The sequence below is a fragment of the Nonomuraea sp. NPDC049309 genome (genome assembly GCF_043196965.1).
GTDB lineage: Bacteria > Actinomycetota > Actinomycetes > Streptosporangiales > Streptosporangiaceae > Nonomuraea > Nonomuraea fastidiosa.
This window is the reverse complement of sequence record NZ_JBICSH010000002.1, coordinates 604,438-622,895: the sequence shown is the minus strand read 5'-3', so window position 1 is coordinate 622,895 and position 18,458 is coordinate 604,438. Positions and strand designations below refer to the sequence as shown.

Below are 18,458 nucleotides of genomic sequence, written 5' to 3'. Positions count from 1 at the left end.
GTTGGATACCTCCGGGATAGGGGTCAGCCGCCGGTCATCCGCGCGAAGGCGGGGTAGCCGAGCAGCAGTAGGAATCCGAGGACCGACAGGGCCATCGGGACGGTCATGGTCTCGGTGCGGGACCGGGCCTTGGAGACCTCGGCCGACAGGTCGGCCTCGCGTAGGGACTGGGCTTTGGCCATCAGGGTGTCGAGGATGCTGGCTCCTCTGGTGCCGGCCAGCTGGGCGATGGCGGCCACGTCAGCCAGTTCAGGGACGCTGATCTCCTGGGACAAGCGGGTGAGCTCGTCCCATGCGCTGCCGGCGGATCGGCGAGCGGGGTCCAAAGCCTGAGCCAGCCGCTGGAACGTCCACCCATGGCCGATCTTCGCCGCCGACTCCAGCGCCTCGGCCGGCCCGGCTCCTGCCGCGCGGGCGAGCGCCACCAGGTCGAGATAGACGACGATGGCCTGCCGGAACGCAGTGCGTGCTTCGACGGCCTGGCCGCGGATGGCCGCGTCGGGGGCGAAGAACACTGCGACGGCGAAGCCCAAGCAGGCGGCCCAGGAGACGGGCCAGGGCAGGCTGACGTCCAGCAGCGCACACCACGCCCAGAACACGAACGGACCGGCCGCCCCCAGGGCGATCATCAACGCCTTCTGGGCGAGGTAGTCGTGAGGCGTCTTGCCGAGCAACGCCAGGTCGGCATGCGGTATCCGCGCGCCGATCATCGTTCTCGACAACTTGCCGGTCAGCCGCGCTTTCCAGTCTTGCTCTGGTTCGGGATGTCCGCCTGGCCGGAGGCGTTCCATCGCAGGGGCGAGCGCGGGAGGGGCTGGGAAGGCGGTGGCGAGGACGAGGGCGATCCCGAGGCCGCTGATCGCGCCGCAGGCCAGCACGATCCCGATCATGACGGCTCGCTGGCGGTGTTGAGGAAGCGGTGGCCCTTCGGCGGCCTGGAGAGGCGGTACAGCCAGGTGAACGCGCTCGCGTAAAGGGCGATCACGATCGCGAGCACGAGCTGCCCGCCGACTGTGCCGAATGGAGCGACGTAGGCGGTGTTGAGCAGGGCGAAGGCCGTGTAGCCGAGTAGGGCGCCGACGACCCAGCGGGCGGTGACACGGTGAGTGGCTCGTTCGGCATTGATCTCTCGGCGGGCGGCGACGTCCTTGGCGACCGTGCGGGCCAGTCGCTGCAGGACCTCACGCAGCCCTTGTCCGCGAGCGCGGCAGGCCAGGATCAGCGCGGCGGCGATCATGTCGCCGGTCGGGTCGGCCAGGTCGTCGGCGAACGCGCGTAGCGCCTGTTCGGTGGGGGTGCGGTAGCTGAGCCGCCGGGCCAGCGCGCGTACCTCGAGGGCGATCGGCGCGGGCGGGCGGTCGGCGCTGGAGCGCAACGCCTCCTCGATGCCCGCGCTACCGCCCAGCACGTCGGCCAGGTGGCGGATCCAGGCTTCGAGCGCTTCCAGCCGTTCGATGCGCCGTACGGTGTCTCGGCTGGTCAGCATGCGCGGCAGTGCGATCGCGCCGACTGCTGCCCCAGCGGCGGCCACCGGCCAGCCTGTCAGCCACCACGTCACGCAGAACGCCGCCAGCCCGTACACCAACGGCATGACGGCGGTCCGGGGGATCCGGCGCCGTGGCGGGCGGGGCGGCCGTACCGGAACCCGACGGGAACCGGCGGCCGCCAGGATCGGCCCGGCGATCAGCGCCGCCCCGGCGAGGGCGGCCAGCCAGCCGTTCATGCCCATGCTCCCGTGAACAGGTGCGGATCGAAACCGGCAGCGACCAGCTCGTCCATGCACTGGGGGATGGTGTTCGGCACCGCGCGCCCATCACGGCCGGGAACATAGACGCGGTTGACCGCCGGTTCCAGCCCGTCAGCCGGTGGCAGGACCTCGTGGATCTCGGCGACGTATCGGCGGTTGACCAGCCCGTCCAGGTCGTGGCGGAGCTCGTGCCGCAGGTGGACGACGAAGTCCACGGCCATGCCGATGGTGCGGAACAGCGTCTCCGGCGCGATCGACAGGCCGCCCGAGCCGGCCAGGATCAGCATCCGGGCGAACACCTGGTCGGCGGAGTCGGCGTGCATGGTGCAGATGGAGCCGGCGCCTCCGGTGTTCATCGCCTCCAGCATCGGGACCAGCTCGTCCCCGCGGACCTCGCCGACGATGATGCGGCGGGCATTGAAGCGCAGGGCGTCCTCGATCAGCTGGTGCAGGGTGATCGCGCCGAAGCCCTCGGTGTTGCCCTCGCGGGCCTCCAAGGCGAGAACGTCCCGGTGGCGCTCGGGCTGGGCGTGGAGGAAGAGTTCGTACTCCTTCTCCACGGTGGCGATCCGCTCGTCCGGGTCGATCTCCGCGGCGAGGGCGCGGGCGAAGGTGGTCTTGCCGTCGCCCATCCCACCGGTGATCACGATGTCCTTGTGGGCGCGTACGGCAGCGGCCAGGAAAGCGCGGCACCCCTTGTCCAGGGTGTCGGCCGCCATCAGGTCGTCCAGGTCGGCGTGGAGCATGCCGTGTCTGCGGATCGACAGGGACGGACGCGGTGTGACTCCCATCAGCGCGGCGATGCGCGTCCGCCCGACCGAGAGGTGCAGGCGCGGGCGGGCGATGGAGAAGTCTCGGGCTGTCTGGCCCTGGTAGGCGGCCCACCGGCGGACGTTGTCCACCAGTTCCTCGTCGCTGTCGGCGATCGCCGGGCCGAGGACCTTACGCCCGTCCCGGTAGGTGATCCACACCTGGTCGCAGCCGTTGACGTCGATGTTCTCCACTTCGGGGTCGTCGACGAACGGCTGCAGGCGCCCCAAGGCGAAGATCTCGTTGTAGACGGCCTCGGCCAGCAGCCGCTCTTCAGGCAGGGTGGGCACGTCGCGGCCGGTCAGAGTCCTGCTGTCGGCGTACTCGCGTACCAGGTGGATGATGACCGCCCGTGCGTACTCGCGGACGGCCTCGTCCCCGGTGACACCGGCGTTATCGAGCGCCTCGGTCACCTGGGGCAGGATGTCCCGCACCGCTTGCTGCACATCGAAACTCATGACGCCGTCACTCGCTCACACAGCTTGGTCCCGAGCGAACGCGCAGCGCGCAGGAGGAGGGAACGCGACAGGTGCCGCTCGCTGCCCGCGCCGTGCGTCAGCACCGCCGCCGCCTTCGGATCATGCGGAAGGTGGCCGGCCACCTCCACGTCCAGCGTTCTGGCGACCTCCCTGCGCCCATAGGGCCCGTCACCGGTCAGTACCACCCGAGGACTCAGCCGGTGGCCCCGTACCGTCGCGATTTCTGCGAGGCGAGGAGCGAGTGCGGACAGGTCGCGCAGTGTCGGCTGCGTGATAACGACGACGTGGTCCGCGCCGGCCAGCAGCGGGACGGGGGTGTCCGAGCCGCCGATCCGTCCGATGTCGGCGATCACATCCCCGGGCATGGTGGCGAAGGTCTCGGCGATGTTCGGCCACAGCGGCTGGACGGATGACGCCTGTGAAGGAGTCGCCAAGCCGGGAAGAATCCGGCGGTTCTCCGGGCCGTTCAGCTGCAACACCTGGTGGGCCAGCGTGGCCATCGCGTCGGCTCCGCGCCGGAGCTGCACCGACCACTCACCCAAGCCGCGATCCTGCTGATGACCGACCAAGTAACCGGACAGGACACTTCCACCGGCCGGGTCGCACTCAGCGAAGAGGGCCTCTCGCGGCCAGGTCAGGGTCAGAGCCAGCCCGGCCGTCGTCACGCCGGGGCTGTGCCCACCCGAGCACAGAACGATCAGCATCAGGAGCTCACCCAGCCCGCGACTGCAGCACGATCGCGACCTGGCCCTCAGCAGCCTGGCGGGCCAGAGCCGTACCAGCCGCAGCCGGGACGACCAGGTCGACCACGACCAGCCCGTCAGCGTCCGGCTGTCCGACGCGATCCACCCTGGCCGGTTGATCCTGTGCCGGCCCACGGCCCACATCACCGGACGACACGGCAGTGGCCACCACCCGATCGCCCGGCTGGATCCCCCTGGCCGGCAACCGGCTGGGCTTCAGCGCCACCGGCACCACAACCTCGCCCGGCGCCGGCACCAGCACGTCGGTCACGTGTGCGGGGGACAGCAGGCTGCCCGCCTTCAGATCCACCGCGGCCCGCCTACCGATCAGCGCGGTCCTCGCCGCGGCGTCGACGGAGTGGACCGCCGCATCCACACCAAGCGCGACCGTGCGCAGGTCCTGAGCCTGAAGCTGCTGGCCGACCGGCACATCTCTGGCCATGACCAGGACCGGCACCCGCTGGCTGGCGACCCCGTACACCTGCCAGGCCACCAATGCCCCCAGCGCGGTCAACGCGACGCCCACCACGAGCATCATCGGGCTGCGCCGACTCGGCAACGGGCGCAACTGGCCCGCTTCCCTGGACGGCGAGAGCCGCTGAAGCAGCATCAACCTCTATCCCTTCGTAACGAGGGCTTGGGCCTCAACAATGCGGACCGGGAATGAGACCGACCTGGTGATCGGCGGCAACGCGCCGCCTGCGCCGCCGGAGCCGCGCCACGTACCCCGCCAGGTCACCGACACCGTCACCCGGCGGGTGTGGGCCGGTTGCTGATAGCGGTGTGAGCACGTCGAGTGCTGCGCGGTGGCCGGGCGCGCGGGGTCGTAGGCGGTTCCGGGGCCGTTGCAGGTCAAAGTGCGGCCGTCGCCGGTGTCGATGGTCATCCGCTGTGGGGTGGCGGTGGCCTCGACCCAGACCGTCCCGGCCTGCAGCCGCTCGGACTTGGCCGCCCACTGCTCTTTGGCCAGATAGAACCAGTGCGGGAGGCCGACGAGCCCTTCCCTGCCGCGCGGCGGAGCGGTGAGCACCTTCGGTGGCGTTATGGGGATGCGACTGTATGCCCGGCGCGCGAGTTGCTCAGGAGCGACTGCCGGTGCGTCACGGTTGTCGATCCAGACGATGTCCCGGTAGCCGTCGGAGCATTTGACCTCGTACCAGGCACCCTTCTTGGGTTCTTCGGTGCTGGAGGTGCGATGGGGATCAACGACGCCTTCGCCCACCTTCTTCAACCCGTTCACGTACCACCACCGCCGGTAGGAGCAGGTGACCTTCGGTTTCCTGCCGGCTGGAGCGGCAGCCGCACGACTCGCCTTGTCGTTGGCCCACACGAGGTAGGAGAAGGGCTGGGCCGACACGCCGGCGCCGTCCCCGTCGTCCATCGCTACAGGGAGGACGACAGATCCGGCGGCAAGGAGCTGGGTCAGGCCGCCGGTGAGCAAGGCTCCTCCAACTGATCGACCTTCGCGACTCGCCAGACGCCATCGGGCTCCTTGACCAGGGCAGCGACCATATGAGTACGCGGCATGCCGTGAGTGAGGCGCTTCCCCGTTCGATCGTCTGCCTGTCCGGCCTTCCGCGCGTCCTGGCAGTCGTGCAGAGCAGCCCGGTCGCCTTGGACCTGCACGTCGAAGACGTGCAGGACCGGTTGTCCCCAGGTGACCCGGCCGCTGGCTCGGAGCGCGTCGATGCCCTTCAGCATCGTGTCGAGAAGGGGCTGGGTCGCGACCTGCGCAAGAATCGCTCGTCGCTCGTCGGCAGGCACCTGCTCGGCGCGCGGACCGGCGCGGTACAGCTCGCGGTACGCAGCCAGGACGGCGTCCCTATCGGTGGTGGGAGTAGGGGTGGGAGTGGCCGGCGCCAACGTCTCCGTAGAGAGCGGCTTGGGAGCGGATCCGCTGGACTGGCAGGCAGTCACGGCACTGAGAACGACAAGCAGCGCCATCAGCGGAATTACCCGTCCCAAGCTGAGCGAATTCACCCTCACCGACCAACCCCTTACGCAAGGAAGCTGATTGACTACTAAAAGTTGCCAGGCCAGGGTAGCCGTCGTTCTTCGCAAGCCAGCTGATCATTACCCGTTGTTTATCCACCGGCCTCCCACCGCTTGGTGGGCAGGTTCATTGCCCGAGGCCGGGAATCGCGTCATAGAGACGGATGTCTGCCATCCAGTCGAGGTCCGCGGGTGTAGGCGTCGGGAGGAGGCCGTGGCGATCGTCATGAAGTGGCGGTCGCAGACCTGGAGTTGGGCGGGGCCGCGGGGATGACAGCGCGGTATTTGCCGCCGGCGCTCTGTTGCGGCGGCTCGCTCGCACGCTCGATGGTGATGTGGCCGAGGCCGTGGCGGGCCAGCAGGTCGCCCATGCGGGTCTCGATCTGGCGCCAAAGCGTGTCGGGGTCGGCGCCGGGCGCGGGGTGCAGCCGGACGCGAAGCGCGGTCGGCTTGGTCTGGACGATCTGGAACAACTCCAGGCCGGGTACCGCTTCGAGCAACGTGGCCAGCGGGAGTGGGGCGAGGGTGACCGGCGTCTCTTCCCCCGCCGGGCCAGGGCGCGGGAAGGTGAGCAGGTCGGCGGCGCGTCCCTGGACGCGGACGGCCGGACCGGGGTTTCCACACGAGCAGGCGTCTGGGCGGGCCACAACGGCATCGCCGAGGTCGTAGCGCAGGATCGGCTGGACATGGTTGGCCAGGTTGGTCAACAGCACGGTATGCGACGGCGCACCACGCGCCACTGGCTGATACTGCTCGTCGACGGGCTCGAGGACGGCCCAATCGGCGTTGAGGTGCATCCAACCTTCCGCGCAGCCGTAGGACAGGAAGGGGCACTCGTTGCAGGCGTAGCTGGTGCGTACCTTCGCCCCCAGCGCGGCCGCGATGCGCGCGTACTCCGGGATGGGCAGGCCTTCGGCGCTGAGCATGACGAGGGCGGGGTTGATGCGCAGCCGTCCTGACTCGGCCTCGCCGGCCAGCAGTGCGCCGATGCTCGCGTAGGGGGCCAGCACCGTTGGGCGGAACGCGTTGAGCCCGGCCACGAGGTCGCCCAGCGGTTGATGCACGCTCAAGGTGGCGATGCGGGAGCTGCCGCGCAGGCGGGCCGCGGCGACGGTGGAGGCGAAGTGCCCGCCGGTCGGCGCCACCAGCGCCATCCGGGCTCCGCCGCGCACGATGCGCGCCACGTCCCCGACGCTGAGCCAGGTGGCCAGCATCCGGGCCATCATCGCGGAGGTCACCGCGCCTGCGCGGGCGTCTTGCAGGAAGATGCCATGCGTCCCGGTGGTGCCGGAGGTGGTGGTCAGCTTGTATCGGCCGGCGAACGGCTGCCCGATGCGCGCGGGGTCGTCGGCGAACGCCCTTGCCTCTGTCAGGGTGACGGCCGGGTCGGTGACCCAGTCGTCGAAGGCGGCCATCAGCTCGCTCTTGCGGGTCACCGGCAGGGCGGTCAGGTCGGCCACGCCTGCCGGAAGCTCACGGTACAGGTGCCGGTAGTAGGGCGAGCGGGAACGTGCCCAGGCCACGAGCTCGACAAGGCGGGTCCGCTGCCGGGCGGCCATCGTTCGCTCGCCGCCGGCCTTTGCGGAGCGGGCGTCGGCCAGCAGCCGCAACGTCGAGACCTTCATGTGCTGTGGTGTCCTTTCTCGCTGGCGGCGCCGTTTGCGCCGCCGCTGGTGGTGGTCATGACACTGGACGTGGGTGTTCGCGATCTCCGGTCGGACCTATCGCGCTGGTGCGGAAGTGGCGTCGGGGGACGAGCTCGACCTTCCGGGCGCTCGGAACGGCGCGGCGAGGGTGGGAACGATGTGCCGGCGATTATGGATCAAGGCCGCCAGGGCGAGCGCGAGGTAGACCCCGCACAAGACGTAGCGGGCGCTTTGGCCGGGCAGGACGAACTGCACGGCGAACAGGCCGAGCAGGCTCCAGGCGGCCCAGCGGGGGAAGCGCAGCGCCAGCAGCGCGGCCACGCCGAGCAGGGTTTGGGCGGCGGTGAGCAGGAACTCCTCGATCTGCCGGGCATCCAGCTGCAGGCCGCCCGTGCCACCGCCGCCGAGCAGGTAGGCGATGGGCAGGGTGCCGATGAGCAGGGTCCACTGGTTGACCTTGCTGGAGATCAGGGTGCCGATCGCGTCGTCGCCCTTGCCGCGTACCGCGAACAGGATCGCCACGATGAATTCAGGTGATTCGGAGGCGAGCGGGGCGAGCCACTGCACGAGCAGGAACTCATCGATGCCCAGTTGCCGGCCCGTGGCGATGAGGCCATGGGCGAACGGTTCGGCGCTCGCCAGGATCACCGCCGCGGCGAAGGCGAACAAGACGACGACCGTGATACGCCTTGCCCGCTGGGGAAGTGCGCCGATACGGGCAGCAGGGCCCACCAGGTGCGGCTCTTCCGCCTCGGTGTGGGCCATCTTCCACAGGTAGAAGCCGAACAAGCCAAGCAGGGCGAAACCCAGTAGCAGGGAAATCTGGCCGGTCACGGGGATGGCCATCGCCACCAGCGAAGCGATGGCCAAGAAGCCGAGTTCCATGCGGTAGCCCGAGTTCAGCACCAATTCCCGGACGGTCCGACCGGTGCGCCGCCTGACCAACGCCAAGCCGATGAGTACGACCAGTGACCAGCCCAACCCCAGCAGCAGGCGGTTGGAACCGGTCATGTTCGCCGCCGCGTAGGCGACGTACGTGGGGTCGGAGCCGGCGGTGTAAGCGAAGTACAGATCGACCGCGTACTCGGGCAGCACCGCGATGACAGCCAGGATGGCGATGGCCAACCCGCCGGAGATGTCGACCTGCGCGGCCTCGGCCGCCCAGGCGAGAACGAATGAGGCCGCCACCACCGCCGCACCGAACAGCAGCAACGCGACCAGCGGCGGCGCATGGATGCCGGCCAGGCGGGTGATGAGTGCGGGCAGGGTGAGCAGCGCGCATATCAGGAGGGGGCGCAGCAGTTTGGTGGGTGCCAAAGGAGGTTCCTTCCCGGGCGGGGGCGACCCGGCCGGGCACCCGGAGGGGAACTCGGCCAGGCATGACTGCGTGGCCGAAGGTCTCGCCCACCGGTCGGTGACCGGTCCCCGCCGCCGGAGAACGCGAGGTTCTCAGCGTGTCGACGTGCGGGCGTTGCGGACTACTCCCCTTCGGAGTTCTCCTAGTTTCCCTACGTTTCGGCATTCGCGCAAGTGTCGAAATGAAGTGGGAGCCAGGACGCATCGGTGAGAGACAATGGAGGAACGATGTCCATCTCCCCCGCGCCGAGCTCTCCCGAGTCCGAGCACCCGCCGCCGACCCCTGCGCAGCTGAGGTCGGCGGCCGAGACGTTCTCGCTGCTGGCCAGCCCGGTACGGTTGCAGCTGATGTGGCTGATCACCCACGATTCCTATGACGTCAGCACGCTCGCCACGCACGTGGGTATCAGCATCGCCACCGTTTCCCAGCACCTGGGAAAGCTCCGCCTCGCCGGCTTGATCACCGCGCGCCGGGACGGCCGCCGGATGCTCTACGCGGTTGAGGATCCGCATGTGATCACGCTGATTCGCCAGATCTTCGACCACATCGCCCCCGATGGGAGCCTGGCGCCCGATCCTCCCGCTTAGCCGCGACAGCGGTGTCCTCGAGCAGACAGCCTCTGCCCACGCCGCCACCGGGAAGCTCTGTTCACGGGCCGTACCCCGGGAGTCCGCGCTGGTGTGGGGTGGCGCAGATCCGGCCGGACGCGTAGAAGGTGCAGTGACAGCCTTTGGCGGTGACTTCAGTACGACCGGTACATCCAGTCATGATCTGGGATTGTTCGCCCTGAGCTATGCCAGGTCGAACTCTTCGCCTTTAGCCCCAGCCAGAAAAGCAGCCCACTCAGCGTGAGTGAAGACCAGTGCTGGGCCTTGGGGGTCCTTGCTGTCCCGAACGGCAACTACGCCGGGCAGGTTGCGTGCTACTTCTACGCAGTTGTTGCCGCCGCCGCTAAGGCTGCTCTTGACCCAGATAGCCTTCGAAAGATCAACCATGATAGAGGGCTTCCTTGGTTTCGTTGATCATCTGGAGGGAGTCGTCTGAGGACAAAGCGGACTTTCGGATGCGCTCGAACGCGAGCTTACAGCGCTCGACCTGCTCTGCGCTCTCGACATAAATGTCGCCTGCCGTGCCCTCCACGTAGACCACGTCGGGGTCGATCTCCTCGGCGAAGCTCAGGAGCGTGAACGCTCCTTCCAGCCCGGCGTGGGCTCCCGCCTCATAGGGAAGGACGTGGAGCGAGACGTTCGGCCGCCGGCTCGCGATCAGGAGCGCTTCGAGCTGCTCGTACATCACCCTCGGGCCCCCGATCGGGCGGCGCAGGACGGCCTCGTCGACCACCGCGCAGAGCTCCGGCGCGTTGGGTCTGCTGAGCAACGTACGCCGCGCCATGCGCGCCATCACTCGGCGTTGGACGTCATCGTCCGGGCGGAGAGTGGTGATGACCGTGCGGGCGTAGTCCTCTGTTTGCAGAAGCCCGGGAACGAGTTGCGTCTCCCACTGGCAGATCAGGGAAGCCTCGTCTTCCAGGCCGATGTAGGAGCCGGTGAAGACATCGGCGTACGCCGTCCACCAGCCACGTTGCCGGACATCCTTGGCGAGCTGTATCAATCCGGCGCGGACATCGGACCCTACTCCGTAGAGGTCGCAGACCGCGGCGACGTCCTTGGGGCTTGCCATCGTGCGCCCCGTTTCGATGCGGCTGACCTTGCTGCGGCTCCATCCGAGCTGGGCGGCGGCAGCCTCAGGCGTCAGACCTCTCTCCTCGCGCAATTTGCGTAGTTCGCGCGCAAGACGCCGGAGTCTCACCGTAGGGCTGTGGCTCGGTGGCATGGGGCTCAGTGTGCCAGAACGCCAATCGATATCACTATCCCGTTGCATGGGTCACTCTAAAACTGCACTGTGCATTGACATGATGAACAGTGTAAGCAGATGATGACCATGCGTAATCAACGGGGGCCGGAGCTTCTGTGCCGTGCATTGGCCTGCGCAATTGGCGCAACGCCGTAGCGCCGCGGGTGTCCTACAGGAAAGGTCGAGCCGTGAAAGCGATGTGGACATTCCGGATAAATGGTGGAATGGCAGAAAATTCAGCTAATGAGAGCAGCATGCCCATTCGATGGGCGTGCGTTCGCCGCGGGCTGCAAAGGCGGTTGCGGTGAGTGCTCAGTTTCTCGGGGAAATGGTGCTGCCTGGGATGGCCAGCTCAGTGCCACTGGCCCGGCACTTCGTCGGACACGCGCTTGCAACTGCGGGCCATCAGGGTGTGGATGGCGTCCGGCTTGTGACCAGCGAGTTGGCCACGAACGCTGTCGTCCACAGCCAGTCGGGGTGGCCGGGAGGGCTGATCGCCGTCGAGGTCACGTCGATCGACAGCGGCCTCGCACGCATCGAGGTCACCGATGAAGGGGGGACGACCTTTCCCCGTCCTCGTGAGGCCGACGACGGTGAATGCCACGGACGAGGCCTGCGTCTCGTCGACCAGATGGCGCAGCGGTGGGGCGTGCGCCTGAACGCTCGCGGGTGGAAGACCGTATGGGCCGAAGTGCTCACCACGGAGGACGCGCCGATCGGACTGCTGGACGCAGCGTCGTACCTGGAAGAGATGCCCCAATGAGCGGCTCCCAAGAGCGGGGAGGCCGGGTCGAGATCTCGCAGCTGGAACACAGCCCCGCGAGTACACGGAAGTACGCTGCCCTCCTGCTGGGACGTCACGGGGTCGTGGCCGAGGCGTTGATGTTCGGCCAAGTGGCTTTGGTGAAGCTGGACGGCGAGGCGTACGACCTGCCCATGGGGTGCCGACGATGGGCAGTGCATTGGGCGGATCTCCGCATTCTCGAGGAGACAGCGGCAGGCGATGGCCGGGTGTCTCCGTCCTACCGGGTGGGGGTCTCGTTCGCCGGTAACAAGGTGCTCCAGCACGCGGTCGACATGCACCAGTGGGATCATGAGCCGGATGACAAGGCCATCGGGCCGTATCCGAGGAAGGCTCTCTGCGGTGAGCGGGTGGAGTCTCTTCCGGTATGCGGTTGGACGTTGCGCTTCACGCCGGTGGCGGCGGGCACTTGCCGTATATGCGCCGAGCTGGTCGCAAAGGACTCGTGAGCGGGGCGCCCCCTCAGCACCGCGGTGTCTCTACGACGTCGTGTACGACCTGGTCGCGCTGATCTTCACATAGCGCGGAATGCGGCTGACGTCGGTGAGGCGGAAGCCGTCCGGCATCATCGACTCCCTGCCCGTGAGCGGTGGGTGAGAGGACGGGCCTCGATCCGGCAGGTAGGCGATGATCTGGTCCACGAGATCGTCGGTGAGGAAAGGCGCGGCGAGGTCAGGGCCGCCATCGAGAAAGAGACGGCGAACTCCTCCCGCGTGAAGCGTCTTCAGCAGTTCATGGTGTTCTGGCATGAGAGGGCTGGTCGGAAGGCGGAGCATGCCTGGCCCGTGGCTGTTAGGGGTTGCTTCCTGTAGCCGGCCGTCGGCGTCGAGCACGGCGTCGGCGGCGAGAAGCAGGTCGCGTGATGACGGGATGTGCCTGAGCGCGCCTGTCCGGCCATTGGCGGTCTCGATGTAGACCCAGGTGACGACAGGACGGCTCAGGGCGAGTGCGGCCCGCCATTGGCCCAGGACCAGCATCGCCTCATCGGCGAGCACGTCGGTCTCCACGCTGACCCCGGCCTTGCGCAGTTCTCGTACGCCGCCCTCGCCTCTGGAAGTGGGGTCGATCAGGGCTACGACCACGCGCGCGATTCCGGCGTCGATCAGGAGCTGGCGGCAGGCGGGTGCGTGTCCGACGTGGTTGCAGGGCTCCAGGGTCACCACGGCTGTGCCTCCCCTCGCGGCGGGGCCGGCGGCCTGCAGGGCGTTGCCCTCGGCGTGCGGCTCGCCCTTGCGGGCGTGGTACCCCTCGCCGATCGGCTGGCCGGCGGCGTCGAGGATCACGCAGCCGACCGGCGGGTTGGGACTCGTGGTGCCCAGCCCGTGGGCGGACAGCGCGATGGCCCGGCGCATGGCCTGGAGTTCGAGGGCCGATGCCATCAGTTGGCCACCGCCTCGGCGAGGGCCAGCCGGAACGCGGCCACAGTGGGAAGGCGGCGATGGGCGCTCAACGAGCGCTCGACTGAGGTTAGAACCTTGATGATCCTTACGGAACCGGCGGCGCGGGCGATGTCGAGGGCTTGGACCGCCGTGGCGGCGGCCTGTTCGACGCTTCCTTGTCCGGCGTAGGCGGCGGCCAGGCCGGCCAGAGCCATGCCTCGATCTCGCCGGTACACCGGTGGCAATGCGGGAAGCGCCCGCTCGTAGGCGGCGACGGCGCGTTGGGGTTTCTTCAGCTCCAGCCAGCAGTGGGCACGCTGCACCTCGACATAGGCAGGCGTGCAGAACGATCCGTGCCCCCCACGGGCGTCTCCACCGTCGTCCACAGCCGACGCGAGCTCGTGCGCGTGGTCCAGGAGCCGCTGGCAGGATCGGGCCTCGCCGTCGAGGGCATGCCCGTGGGCCTGCTGCTGGACGATCGCCGCGCGCATCGGTGTCGGCAGGTGGCTCGACTGCCGGAGCGCTGAGGCGGCCAATCCAAGTACGTCACCGGCCCGGCGCCCGCCCATGGCCTGCTGACTGCCTCGGAACATCGTCCACGCGATCATCTCGTCATCACCGATCTCATAAGCCCACGTGGACGCTCGGTTGGTCCAGAGCTCAGCCGGCTCCACCTCTCCGGCGTCCTCATACAACCATGCCGCCGACTCGGCATAGCGAGCGGCGAGACGGAGCACCTCTACCCGGTCGTTCCCGCGGGCGGGGATGAGCAGGTCCTCGAGGACGGCGATCTGTTCGCGGACCGCGGGAATCGTGTGACGGGGGCCGAGCAGGTTGTCGCGCTGGACAAGCAGGTGCCACTGCTCGCGGAGGTGTTCGAGGACGTCGCCGTACTGTTCCCTGGCAGGCATCGGGACCTGTGCGCTGCGGCGGACCGGCGTCGTGGTCGTTGGAGCGCGTCCGCCGAACAGCTCGGCCTCGGTCATGTCGAGGGCCCTGCAGAGCAGCACGCGGTCGAGGGCGTTGGGCTTGTGTGTGCCGGCCTCCCAGTAGCGGATGTTCCGGCACAGGCTGTCGGTCTTCGGGAGCGGCATGTCGTCCCCGGCGGCCTGGCGCATCAGCCGTACGAGGCCTTTCTGGCTGAGCAGCCTGTCGAGCCTGGCCTGGCGGAGCCGTACCGCCCAATCGGGCGTCTCCTGGTCGTCCATTCCGTAGCCACCTCGCCGCGGAGAGGGAAGGAAGGGGGGCGGAAAGCCTTCCTCGTGCTTCCCCCAGTCTCCCCTCCCGACATGGCGTCTTACCAGGCTGTGATGGATCTGTGCCTGTCCGGCATCGGATTCACGCTCCGGTCAGGGGGACTGTCTGTCGCTGTGAAACGGGCAAGGAAGGGGAGGTCAGTGACGACCATTTCCGGTGGAACGCTCACCGAACTGTTCGCCAGGGCGGTGAGACTGGCGATCGATGGCGAGAAGGTCAGCCCCCGGGGCATGGACACGCGCGAACTGCTGGACGTGCGCCTGCTCTTGGGGAGACCGCGCGAGAGGCTGCTCCACGCTCCGCCTGGCCGCGTTCTCAACACCGCGTTCGCCGTCGCCGAGACCGTCTGGATCATGTCGGGTTCCGACGCGCCGTGGATCTACGAGTTCAACAGCCGGCTTCGGCGGTACGCCGAGGACGACGGCATCCTGCGAGGCGCCTACGGGCCGCGCATGCGCAGCTGGGACGGACAGGTCGATCAGCTCGCCCAGGCGCTGGCCACCCTGCGAGGCGACCCCGATTCGCGCCGGGCGGTCATCCAGCTCTACGACCCCGCCCGTGACGCCGGCGGCCACCGGGACGTGCCCTGCACTCTCGGGTACCGCTTCCACCTCCGACAGGGACGTTTGCACATGGCGACGACCATGCGGAGCCAGGACCTGTGGACCGGGCTGCCCTACGACGTCTTCGCCGCGACCACCCTGCACGAGCTGATGGCCGGCTGGCTCGGTGCCGAGCTGGGCGACTACCGCCACCACGTCGACTCCCTCCACCTGTACGAGGAGGACCTCGATAAAGCGGTCGCCGTCATGGATACGGCGGTCTCGCCGCCCGGAGAACTTCCCTCCCTGCAGACGCCTTGGGAGGGGTTCGACGCACTGCTGGCTGATGTCCGGGCCGGCCGGAGGGTCCACCATGCTGGCTGGGACGCCATGGCCGCCGTGCTGGCCAGCTACCAGCAGTGGAAGCGCGGCCACCGCGAAGCCGCCGTACAGAGCGCCGAGGAGATCGGCGGCTCGCTCGGCGAGGGACTATGCGCCTGGTACGCGGTTCTGAAGAGCCGGTGATCTCGATGTCTCCTTACATCGTCCTGGGGCTGTGCTCCTTCACCCATGACTCGGCCGCGGCCCTTCTCGTAGATGGCGAGTTGGTCGGGTTCGTCGAGGAAGAGCGCCTCTCCGACGTCAAACACACCCGCGCCTACCCCGAGCATGCGATCTCGTGGCTGGTGAGTCAGGCGGGAATCACCCCCGGCCAGGTGGACACGGTCGCCTACAACTTCCACCCTCTTCACTATTTGAGGGTCGTTCCAGCAGCTCTGCGCTCTGCCACCCGCGAGCGTGCCGTGATGCGCGCGGCCAGCTTCGCCAAGGTCAGCTTCCGCACTGTCCGCCGGCTTCAGAGCTTGAGGCGCCGTTTTCCACGCGCCCGCATCAGCCCGCTGCTGCACCATCGCACCCATCAGCTGTACGCCTTCGCCGCATCCGGGTGGGAGAGCGCGGCCGTCCTGGTCGCAGACAGCCTCGGCGAGGCGCAGACCACCACCATCGCGCTCGGACGACAGCTCCAGCCCGGCCGACCTGCCGTACGGACGTTGTACGAGCTGACCGACCCCGCCTCGCTCGGCTACGCCTACGGCGCCGTCACGGAGCACCTGGGCTGGCGCCGCAGCGACGAGGAAGGCACCGTCATGGCATTGGCCGCCCTCGGCGACCCGGCTCGCTTCCGTGACCTCTTCGCTGACGCGATCCCCATCACGCCCACCGGCTTCGCCCTCAACCCGGACTACTTCGCGCTCAGGGTGCTGTCCTCGTCCTTCCCCCGTCTGACGCCTCGCTTCGCTGCGGAAACCTGTCTCCGCCGGGCTCCAGAAGCTCCGATCGACGAAGCCCACCAAGACCTGGCCGCCGCGCTCCAGGAGCGCACCGAGCAGGTGATGCTCCACCTGGCCGGGCAGGCCTGGATACGCACCGGCATGAAGCGGTTGTGCTTGGGTGGAGGCGTCGCCGCCAACTGCGTGTCCGTCGGCAAGATCGTCGAGTCGGGGCTGTTCGAGGAGGTGTTCGTGCCTCCGGCGCCAGGCGATGCCGGTACGGCGATCGGCGCCGCCGCGGCCGTACACCTCCAGGAAAGAACGCGTCCCCTGAGCGGTATTGCGGGCGCGTGTTACCTCGGGCCTGCCTTTCCCGATCAGACGCTGGACCTCTCCAGGTTCACGGTGCACCGAGTCGACGGCGATGTTGCGGAGTTCCTGGCGGAGCGCCTTGCCGATGGCCAGATCGTCGGCCTGTTCCAGGGGCGGGTCGAGGCCGGGCCCCGTGCGCTGGGCAACCGCTCGATCCTGGCGTCGCCTCTGATCCCTGGAGTTGTCGCGCGGCTGAACGACACCGTGAAGTTCCGGGAGCCGTTCCGGCCGTTCGCGCCCATGGTGACGGCTGAGCGAGCCGCCGACTACTTCACTCTCGGCCAGGAGGCCCCGTTCATGTCCATGGCCTCGAAGGTGACCGAGCTGGCTCGTGAGCAGATCCCCGCCGTGGTGCATGCGAACGGCACCGCTCGCGTGCAGACCGTTACCAAGGACCTCAACCCGTTCGTCCACGCTGTGCTGACCGCCTTCGCCGGCCGGACCGGCGTACCTGTTCTGATCAACACGTCCCTCAACGTGAAGGGCAAGCCGATCTGCGGCACCCCGGCCATGGCGCTCGACTGCCTGGCGAACAGCGGCCTGGACGCCCTGCTGATGGAAGGCCGGTGGATCACCAGATGAGGATCGGCTACAGCTTCTGGGGCTTCCTGGGCCCCGGCATCACCGACACCCCGGACGGTGGGCGCAGCCACCGGCGCCCCTTCATCGATGCCATCCAGGCCGCCGGCCACGAGGTCGTCCTCCTCCAGCCCAACCGCGATGTCATCGAGGCCGGAGACCACATCGCCGACCGGTATCTGTTCGACTCGGGCCTGCCTGACATCGACGTGCTCTTCGCCGAGTGGCGATGGTCCATCCCCGGACGCAACACGACCGCCTGCACCGCCGATGGTCACACCTGTGACCTGCACCGGCAGACCGAGTTGATCGAGCACTACACGTACGCGCTCGGCACACCAACGATCATCTGGGACAAAGACCGGAAGCTTCCGCTGAACCACCCGCTGCGCCGACACCGCCGCGTCGTGGTCTGTGAAGCCGCGCTGGCCCCCTCCGCGGGCGCTCGCTCCCTGTTGTTCCCGGTGGACGATGCCCTTCTGGAAAGAGCAGACCCGGCGGTGCTCGCCGCGCAGCCGCGGCCCTTCCCGCTGACCTACGTCGGCAACCAGTACGACCGCGACCAGGCGTTCGACCACTACTTTGCCCCCGCAGCGGCCCATCTGCGGCACCAAGTCGCCGGGAAATGGCACAACACCCGACGCTGGCCCTGGGTCAGCTTCATCGGGAGGGTGCCGTTCGACAAGGTGAGCCACATCTACGGCGAAAGCCTGGCCACGATCCTGCTGCTCCCCAACCGTTACGCGGCCACGGGCCAGATGACTCAGCGGATCTTCGAAGCCGTCCTGGCCGGCTGTGTGCCGCTGGCACCGTCCACCATCGCGCACGTCGACCAGTTCGTCCCCGACGAGCTGATCGTTGATGACGCGAGCGACGTGATCACCGTGGTGCATCGGCTGATGTTCCTCGCCGGAACGGTTGAACACTCCGACCTGATCGCGGCCTGCCTGGCCAAACTCGACGTCTTCCGGCTCAGCCGCCAGCTGCAGACGCTGGAGGCGATTCTGGGCGAGTTCGGTGCGCTCCGGAGCTGCCGATGAGCGCGACCGCACAGGGCGTCGGAGCCCCTCTGACCTCGTCCTTTCCGACTATCGTGGAGCGCCATGCAGATGAACCGGGTGGTCGTCGTCGGATCCGGTGGAAGCGGCAAGTCCCACGTGGCCCGCGAGCTCGGCCGGTTGCTGCAGGTGCCGGTCATCCATCTGGACGCGGTGTACTACGACGACGAGTGGAACCCGCTTCCGCCGGAGAAGTTCGAGGCCGCCCAGCGGGAGCTGGTGGGGGAGCCGTGCTGGGTGATCGACGGCAACCACAACTCCTCGCTGTATATCCGGCTGGCGGCGTGCGACACCGTGGTGATGATGGACGTTCCCACGTGGGCCGCCCTGTGGGGCATCTTCTTCCGCCAGCTTCGGCACGGCTCGGGCCAGCACGGCTCCGGCGTCTACAACCGCATCCACTGGGGCGTGGTCTCGTACGTGGCGACCTACCGGCGGCGCATGCGGCCGAAGGTGCTCGCGAAGATCAACGAGTTCGCCGCGGGCAAGCAGGTGGTGTACCTGACCAGCCGCGCAGAGACGCGCCGCTGGCTGGAGCGGGTGGCCGCCGGGCGCTGACCCGCAGAGGCA

Annotated in this window: 20 protein-coding genes; 7 read left to right on the top strand and 13 right to left on the bottom strand. The window is 68.3% G+C overall.

Annotated features, from left to right (window positions below; genetic code table 11):
• Positions 1-23 precede the first annotated feature (23 nt).
• The 9 genes from ACGFIM_RS16875 to ACGFIM_RS16835 all read right to left on the bottom strand — a co-directional run bounded on the left by ACGFIM_RS16875 (position 24) and on the right by ACGFIM_RS16835 (position 8,734).
• Positions 24-890, bottom strand: coding sequence for a type II secretion system F family protein (locus ACGFIM_RS16875; RefSeq protein ID WP_393200962.1), 867 nt, complete (start codon positions 888-890; stop codon positions 24-26).
• Entirely contained in the window at positions 887-1,723 is an 837-nt protein-coding gene (locus ACGFIM_RS16870; RefSeq protein WP_393200960.1) for a type II secretion system F family protein, read from the bottom strand. Before ACGFIM_RS16870 ends, ACGFIM_RS16875 begins: the two co-directional genes overlap by 4 nt.
• Positions 1,720-3,015 (bottom strand): CpaF family protein, encoded by a 1,296-nt coding sequence (locus tag ACGFIM_RS16865; protein ID WP_393200958.1) that lies wholly within the window; start codon positions 3,013-3,015, stop codon positions 1,720-1,722. Before ACGFIM_RS16865 ends, ACGFIM_RS16870 begins: the two co-directional genes overlap by 4 nt.
• Entirely contained in the window at positions 3,012-3,740 is a 729-nt protein-coding gene (locus ACGFIM_RS16860; RefSeq protein ID WP_393200956.1) for a hypothetical protein, read from the bottom strand. The genes ACGFIM_RS16865 and ACGFIM_RS16860 overlap by 4 nt, the downstream gene beginning before the upstream one ends.
• 7 nt (positions 3,741-3,747) lie before the next feature.
• Complete coding sequence (locus ACGFIM_RS16855) at positions 3,748-4,389, bottom strand: SAF domain-containing protein (protein ID WP_393200954.1); 642 nt, start codon at positions 4,387-4,389, stop codon at positions 3,748-3,750.
• A 6-nt stretch (positions 4,390-4,395) separates the two neighbouring features.
• Positions 4,396-5,160 carry a hypothetical protein gene (locus ACGFIM_RS16850; RefSeq protein WP_393200952.1) on the bottom strand — a complete coding sequence of 255 codons (765 nt, stop codon included), beginning with the start codon at positions 5,158-5,160 and terminating at the stop codon, positions 4,396-4,398.
• 41 nt (positions 5,161-5,201) lie between these two features.
• Positions 5,202-5,723, bottom strand: coding sequence for a hypothetical protein (locus ACGFIM_RS16845; RefSeq protein ID WP_393200950.1), 522 nt, complete (start codon positions 5,721-5,723; stop codon positions 5,202-5,204).
• Positions 5,724-5,995: 272 nt separating this feature from the next.
• Entirely contained in the window at positions 5,996-7,396 is a 1,401-nt protein-coding gene (locus ACGFIM_RS16840; protein WP_393200948.1) for a hypothetical protein, read from the bottom strand.
• Positions 7,397-7,492: 96 nt separating this feature from the next.
• On the bottom strand, positions 7,493-8,734 hold the full coding sequence (locus ACGFIM_RS16835) for a sodium:proton exchanger (protein ID WP_393200946.1): 1,242 nt from the start codon (positions 8,732-8,734) through the stop codon (positions 7,493-7,495).
• 267 nt (positions 8,735-9,001) lie between these two features.
• On the opposite strand from ACGFIM_RS16835, the gene ACGFIM_RS16830 reads away from it, so the two are divergent.
• A complete protein-coding gene (locus ACGFIM_RS16830; RefSeq protein WP_393200944.1) occupies positions 9,002-9,361 on the top strand; it encodes an ArsR/SmtB family transcription factor in 360 nt (119 codons plus the stop codon).
• A gap of 204 nt (positions 9,362-9,565) precedes the next feature.
• On the opposite strand, the gene ACGFIM_RS16825 is transcribed toward ACGFIM_RS16830, so the two are convergent.
• Together ACGFIM_RS16825 and ACGFIM_RS16820 are read right to left on the bottom strand one after the other, a co-directional pair.
• Positions 9,566-9,769, bottom strand: coding sequence for a DUF397 domain-containing protein (locus ACGFIM_RS16825; protein ID WP_393200942.1), 204 nt, complete (start codon positions 9,767-9,769; stop codon positions 9,566-9,568).
• Positions 9,762-10,607: a helix-turn-helix domain-containing protein gene (locus tag ACGFIM_RS16820; protein ID WP_393200940.1), complete on the bottom strand. Its 846-nt coding sequence runs from the start codon at positions 10,605-10,607 to the stop codon at positions 9,762-9,764. Before ACGFIM_RS16820 ends, ACGFIM_RS16825 begins: the two co-directional genes overlap by 8 nt.
• A gap of 286 nt (positions 10,608-10,893) precedes the next feature.
• On the opposite strand from ACGFIM_RS16820, the gene ACGFIM_RS16815 reads away from it, so the two are divergent.
• Positions 10,894-11,391, top strand: a complete 498-nt coding sequence (locus ACGFIM_RS16815; protein ID WP_393200938.1) for an ATP-binding protein — start codon at positions 10,894-10,896, stop codon at positions 11,389-11,391.
• Between the two features lie 104 nt (positions 11,392-11,495).
• Positions 11,496-11,879, top strand: a complete 384-nt coding sequence (locus tag ACGFIM_RS16810; RefSeq protein WP_393200936.1) for a hypothetical protein — start codon at positions 11,496-11,498, stop codon at positions 11,877-11,879.
• A gap of 30 nt (positions 11,880-11,909) precedes the next feature.
• Here ACGFIM_RS16810 and ACGFIM_RS16805 read toward each other — a convergent pair whose 3' ends face one another.
• Both ACGFIM_RS16805 and ACGFIM_RS16800 read right to left on the bottom strand, forming a co-directional pair.
• Positions 11,910-12,782, bottom strand: a complete 873-nt coding sequence (locus ACGFIM_RS16805; RefSeq protein WP_393202576.1) for a dihydrofolate reductase family protein — start codon at positions 12,780-12,782, stop codon at positions 11,910-11,912.
• A 26-nt stretch (positions 12,783-12,808) separates the two neighbouring features.
• Complete coding sequence (locus ACGFIM_RS16800; protein ID WP_393200934.1) at positions 12,809-14,017, bottom strand: hypothetical protein; 1,209 nt, start codon at positions 14,015-14,017, stop codon at positions 12,809-12,811.
• Between the two features lie 189 nt (positions 14,018-14,206).
• Here ACGFIM_RS16800 and ACGFIM_RS16795 point away from each other — a divergent pair, with 189 nt between their 5' ends.
• From ACGFIM_RS16795 to ACGFIM_RS16780, 4 genes are all read left to right on the top strand, one after another.
• Positions 14,207-15,133 carry a thymidylate synthase gene (locus tag ACGFIM_RS16795; protein WP_393200932.1) on the top strand — a complete coding sequence of 309 codons (927 nt, stop codon included), beginning with the start codon at positions 14,207-14,209 and terminating at the stop codon, positions 15,131-15,133.
• Complete coding sequence (locus tag ACGFIM_RS16790; protein ID WP_393200930.1) at positions 15,100-16,833, top strand: carbamoyltransferase; 1,734 nt, start codon at positions 15,100-15,102, stop codon at positions 16,831-16,833. The genes ACGFIM_RS16795 and ACGFIM_RS16790 overlap by 34 nt, the downstream gene beginning before the upstream one ends.
• Complete coding sequence (locus ACGFIM_RS16785) at positions 16,830-17,870, top strand: hypothetical protein (protein ID WP_393200928.1); 1,041 nt, start codon at positions 16,830-16,832, stop codon at positions 17,868-17,870. The genes ACGFIM_RS16790 and ACGFIM_RS16785 overlap by 4 nt, the downstream gene beginning before the upstream one ends.
• A 63-nt stretch (positions 17,871-17,933) precedes the next feature.
• On the top strand, positions 17,934-18,446 hold the full coding sequence (locus tag ACGFIM_RS16780; RefSeq protein WP_393200926.1) for a topology modulation protein: 513 nt from the start codon (positions 17,934-17,936) through the stop codon (positions 18,444-18,446).
• Positions 18,447-18,458: the final 12 nt, after the last annotated feature.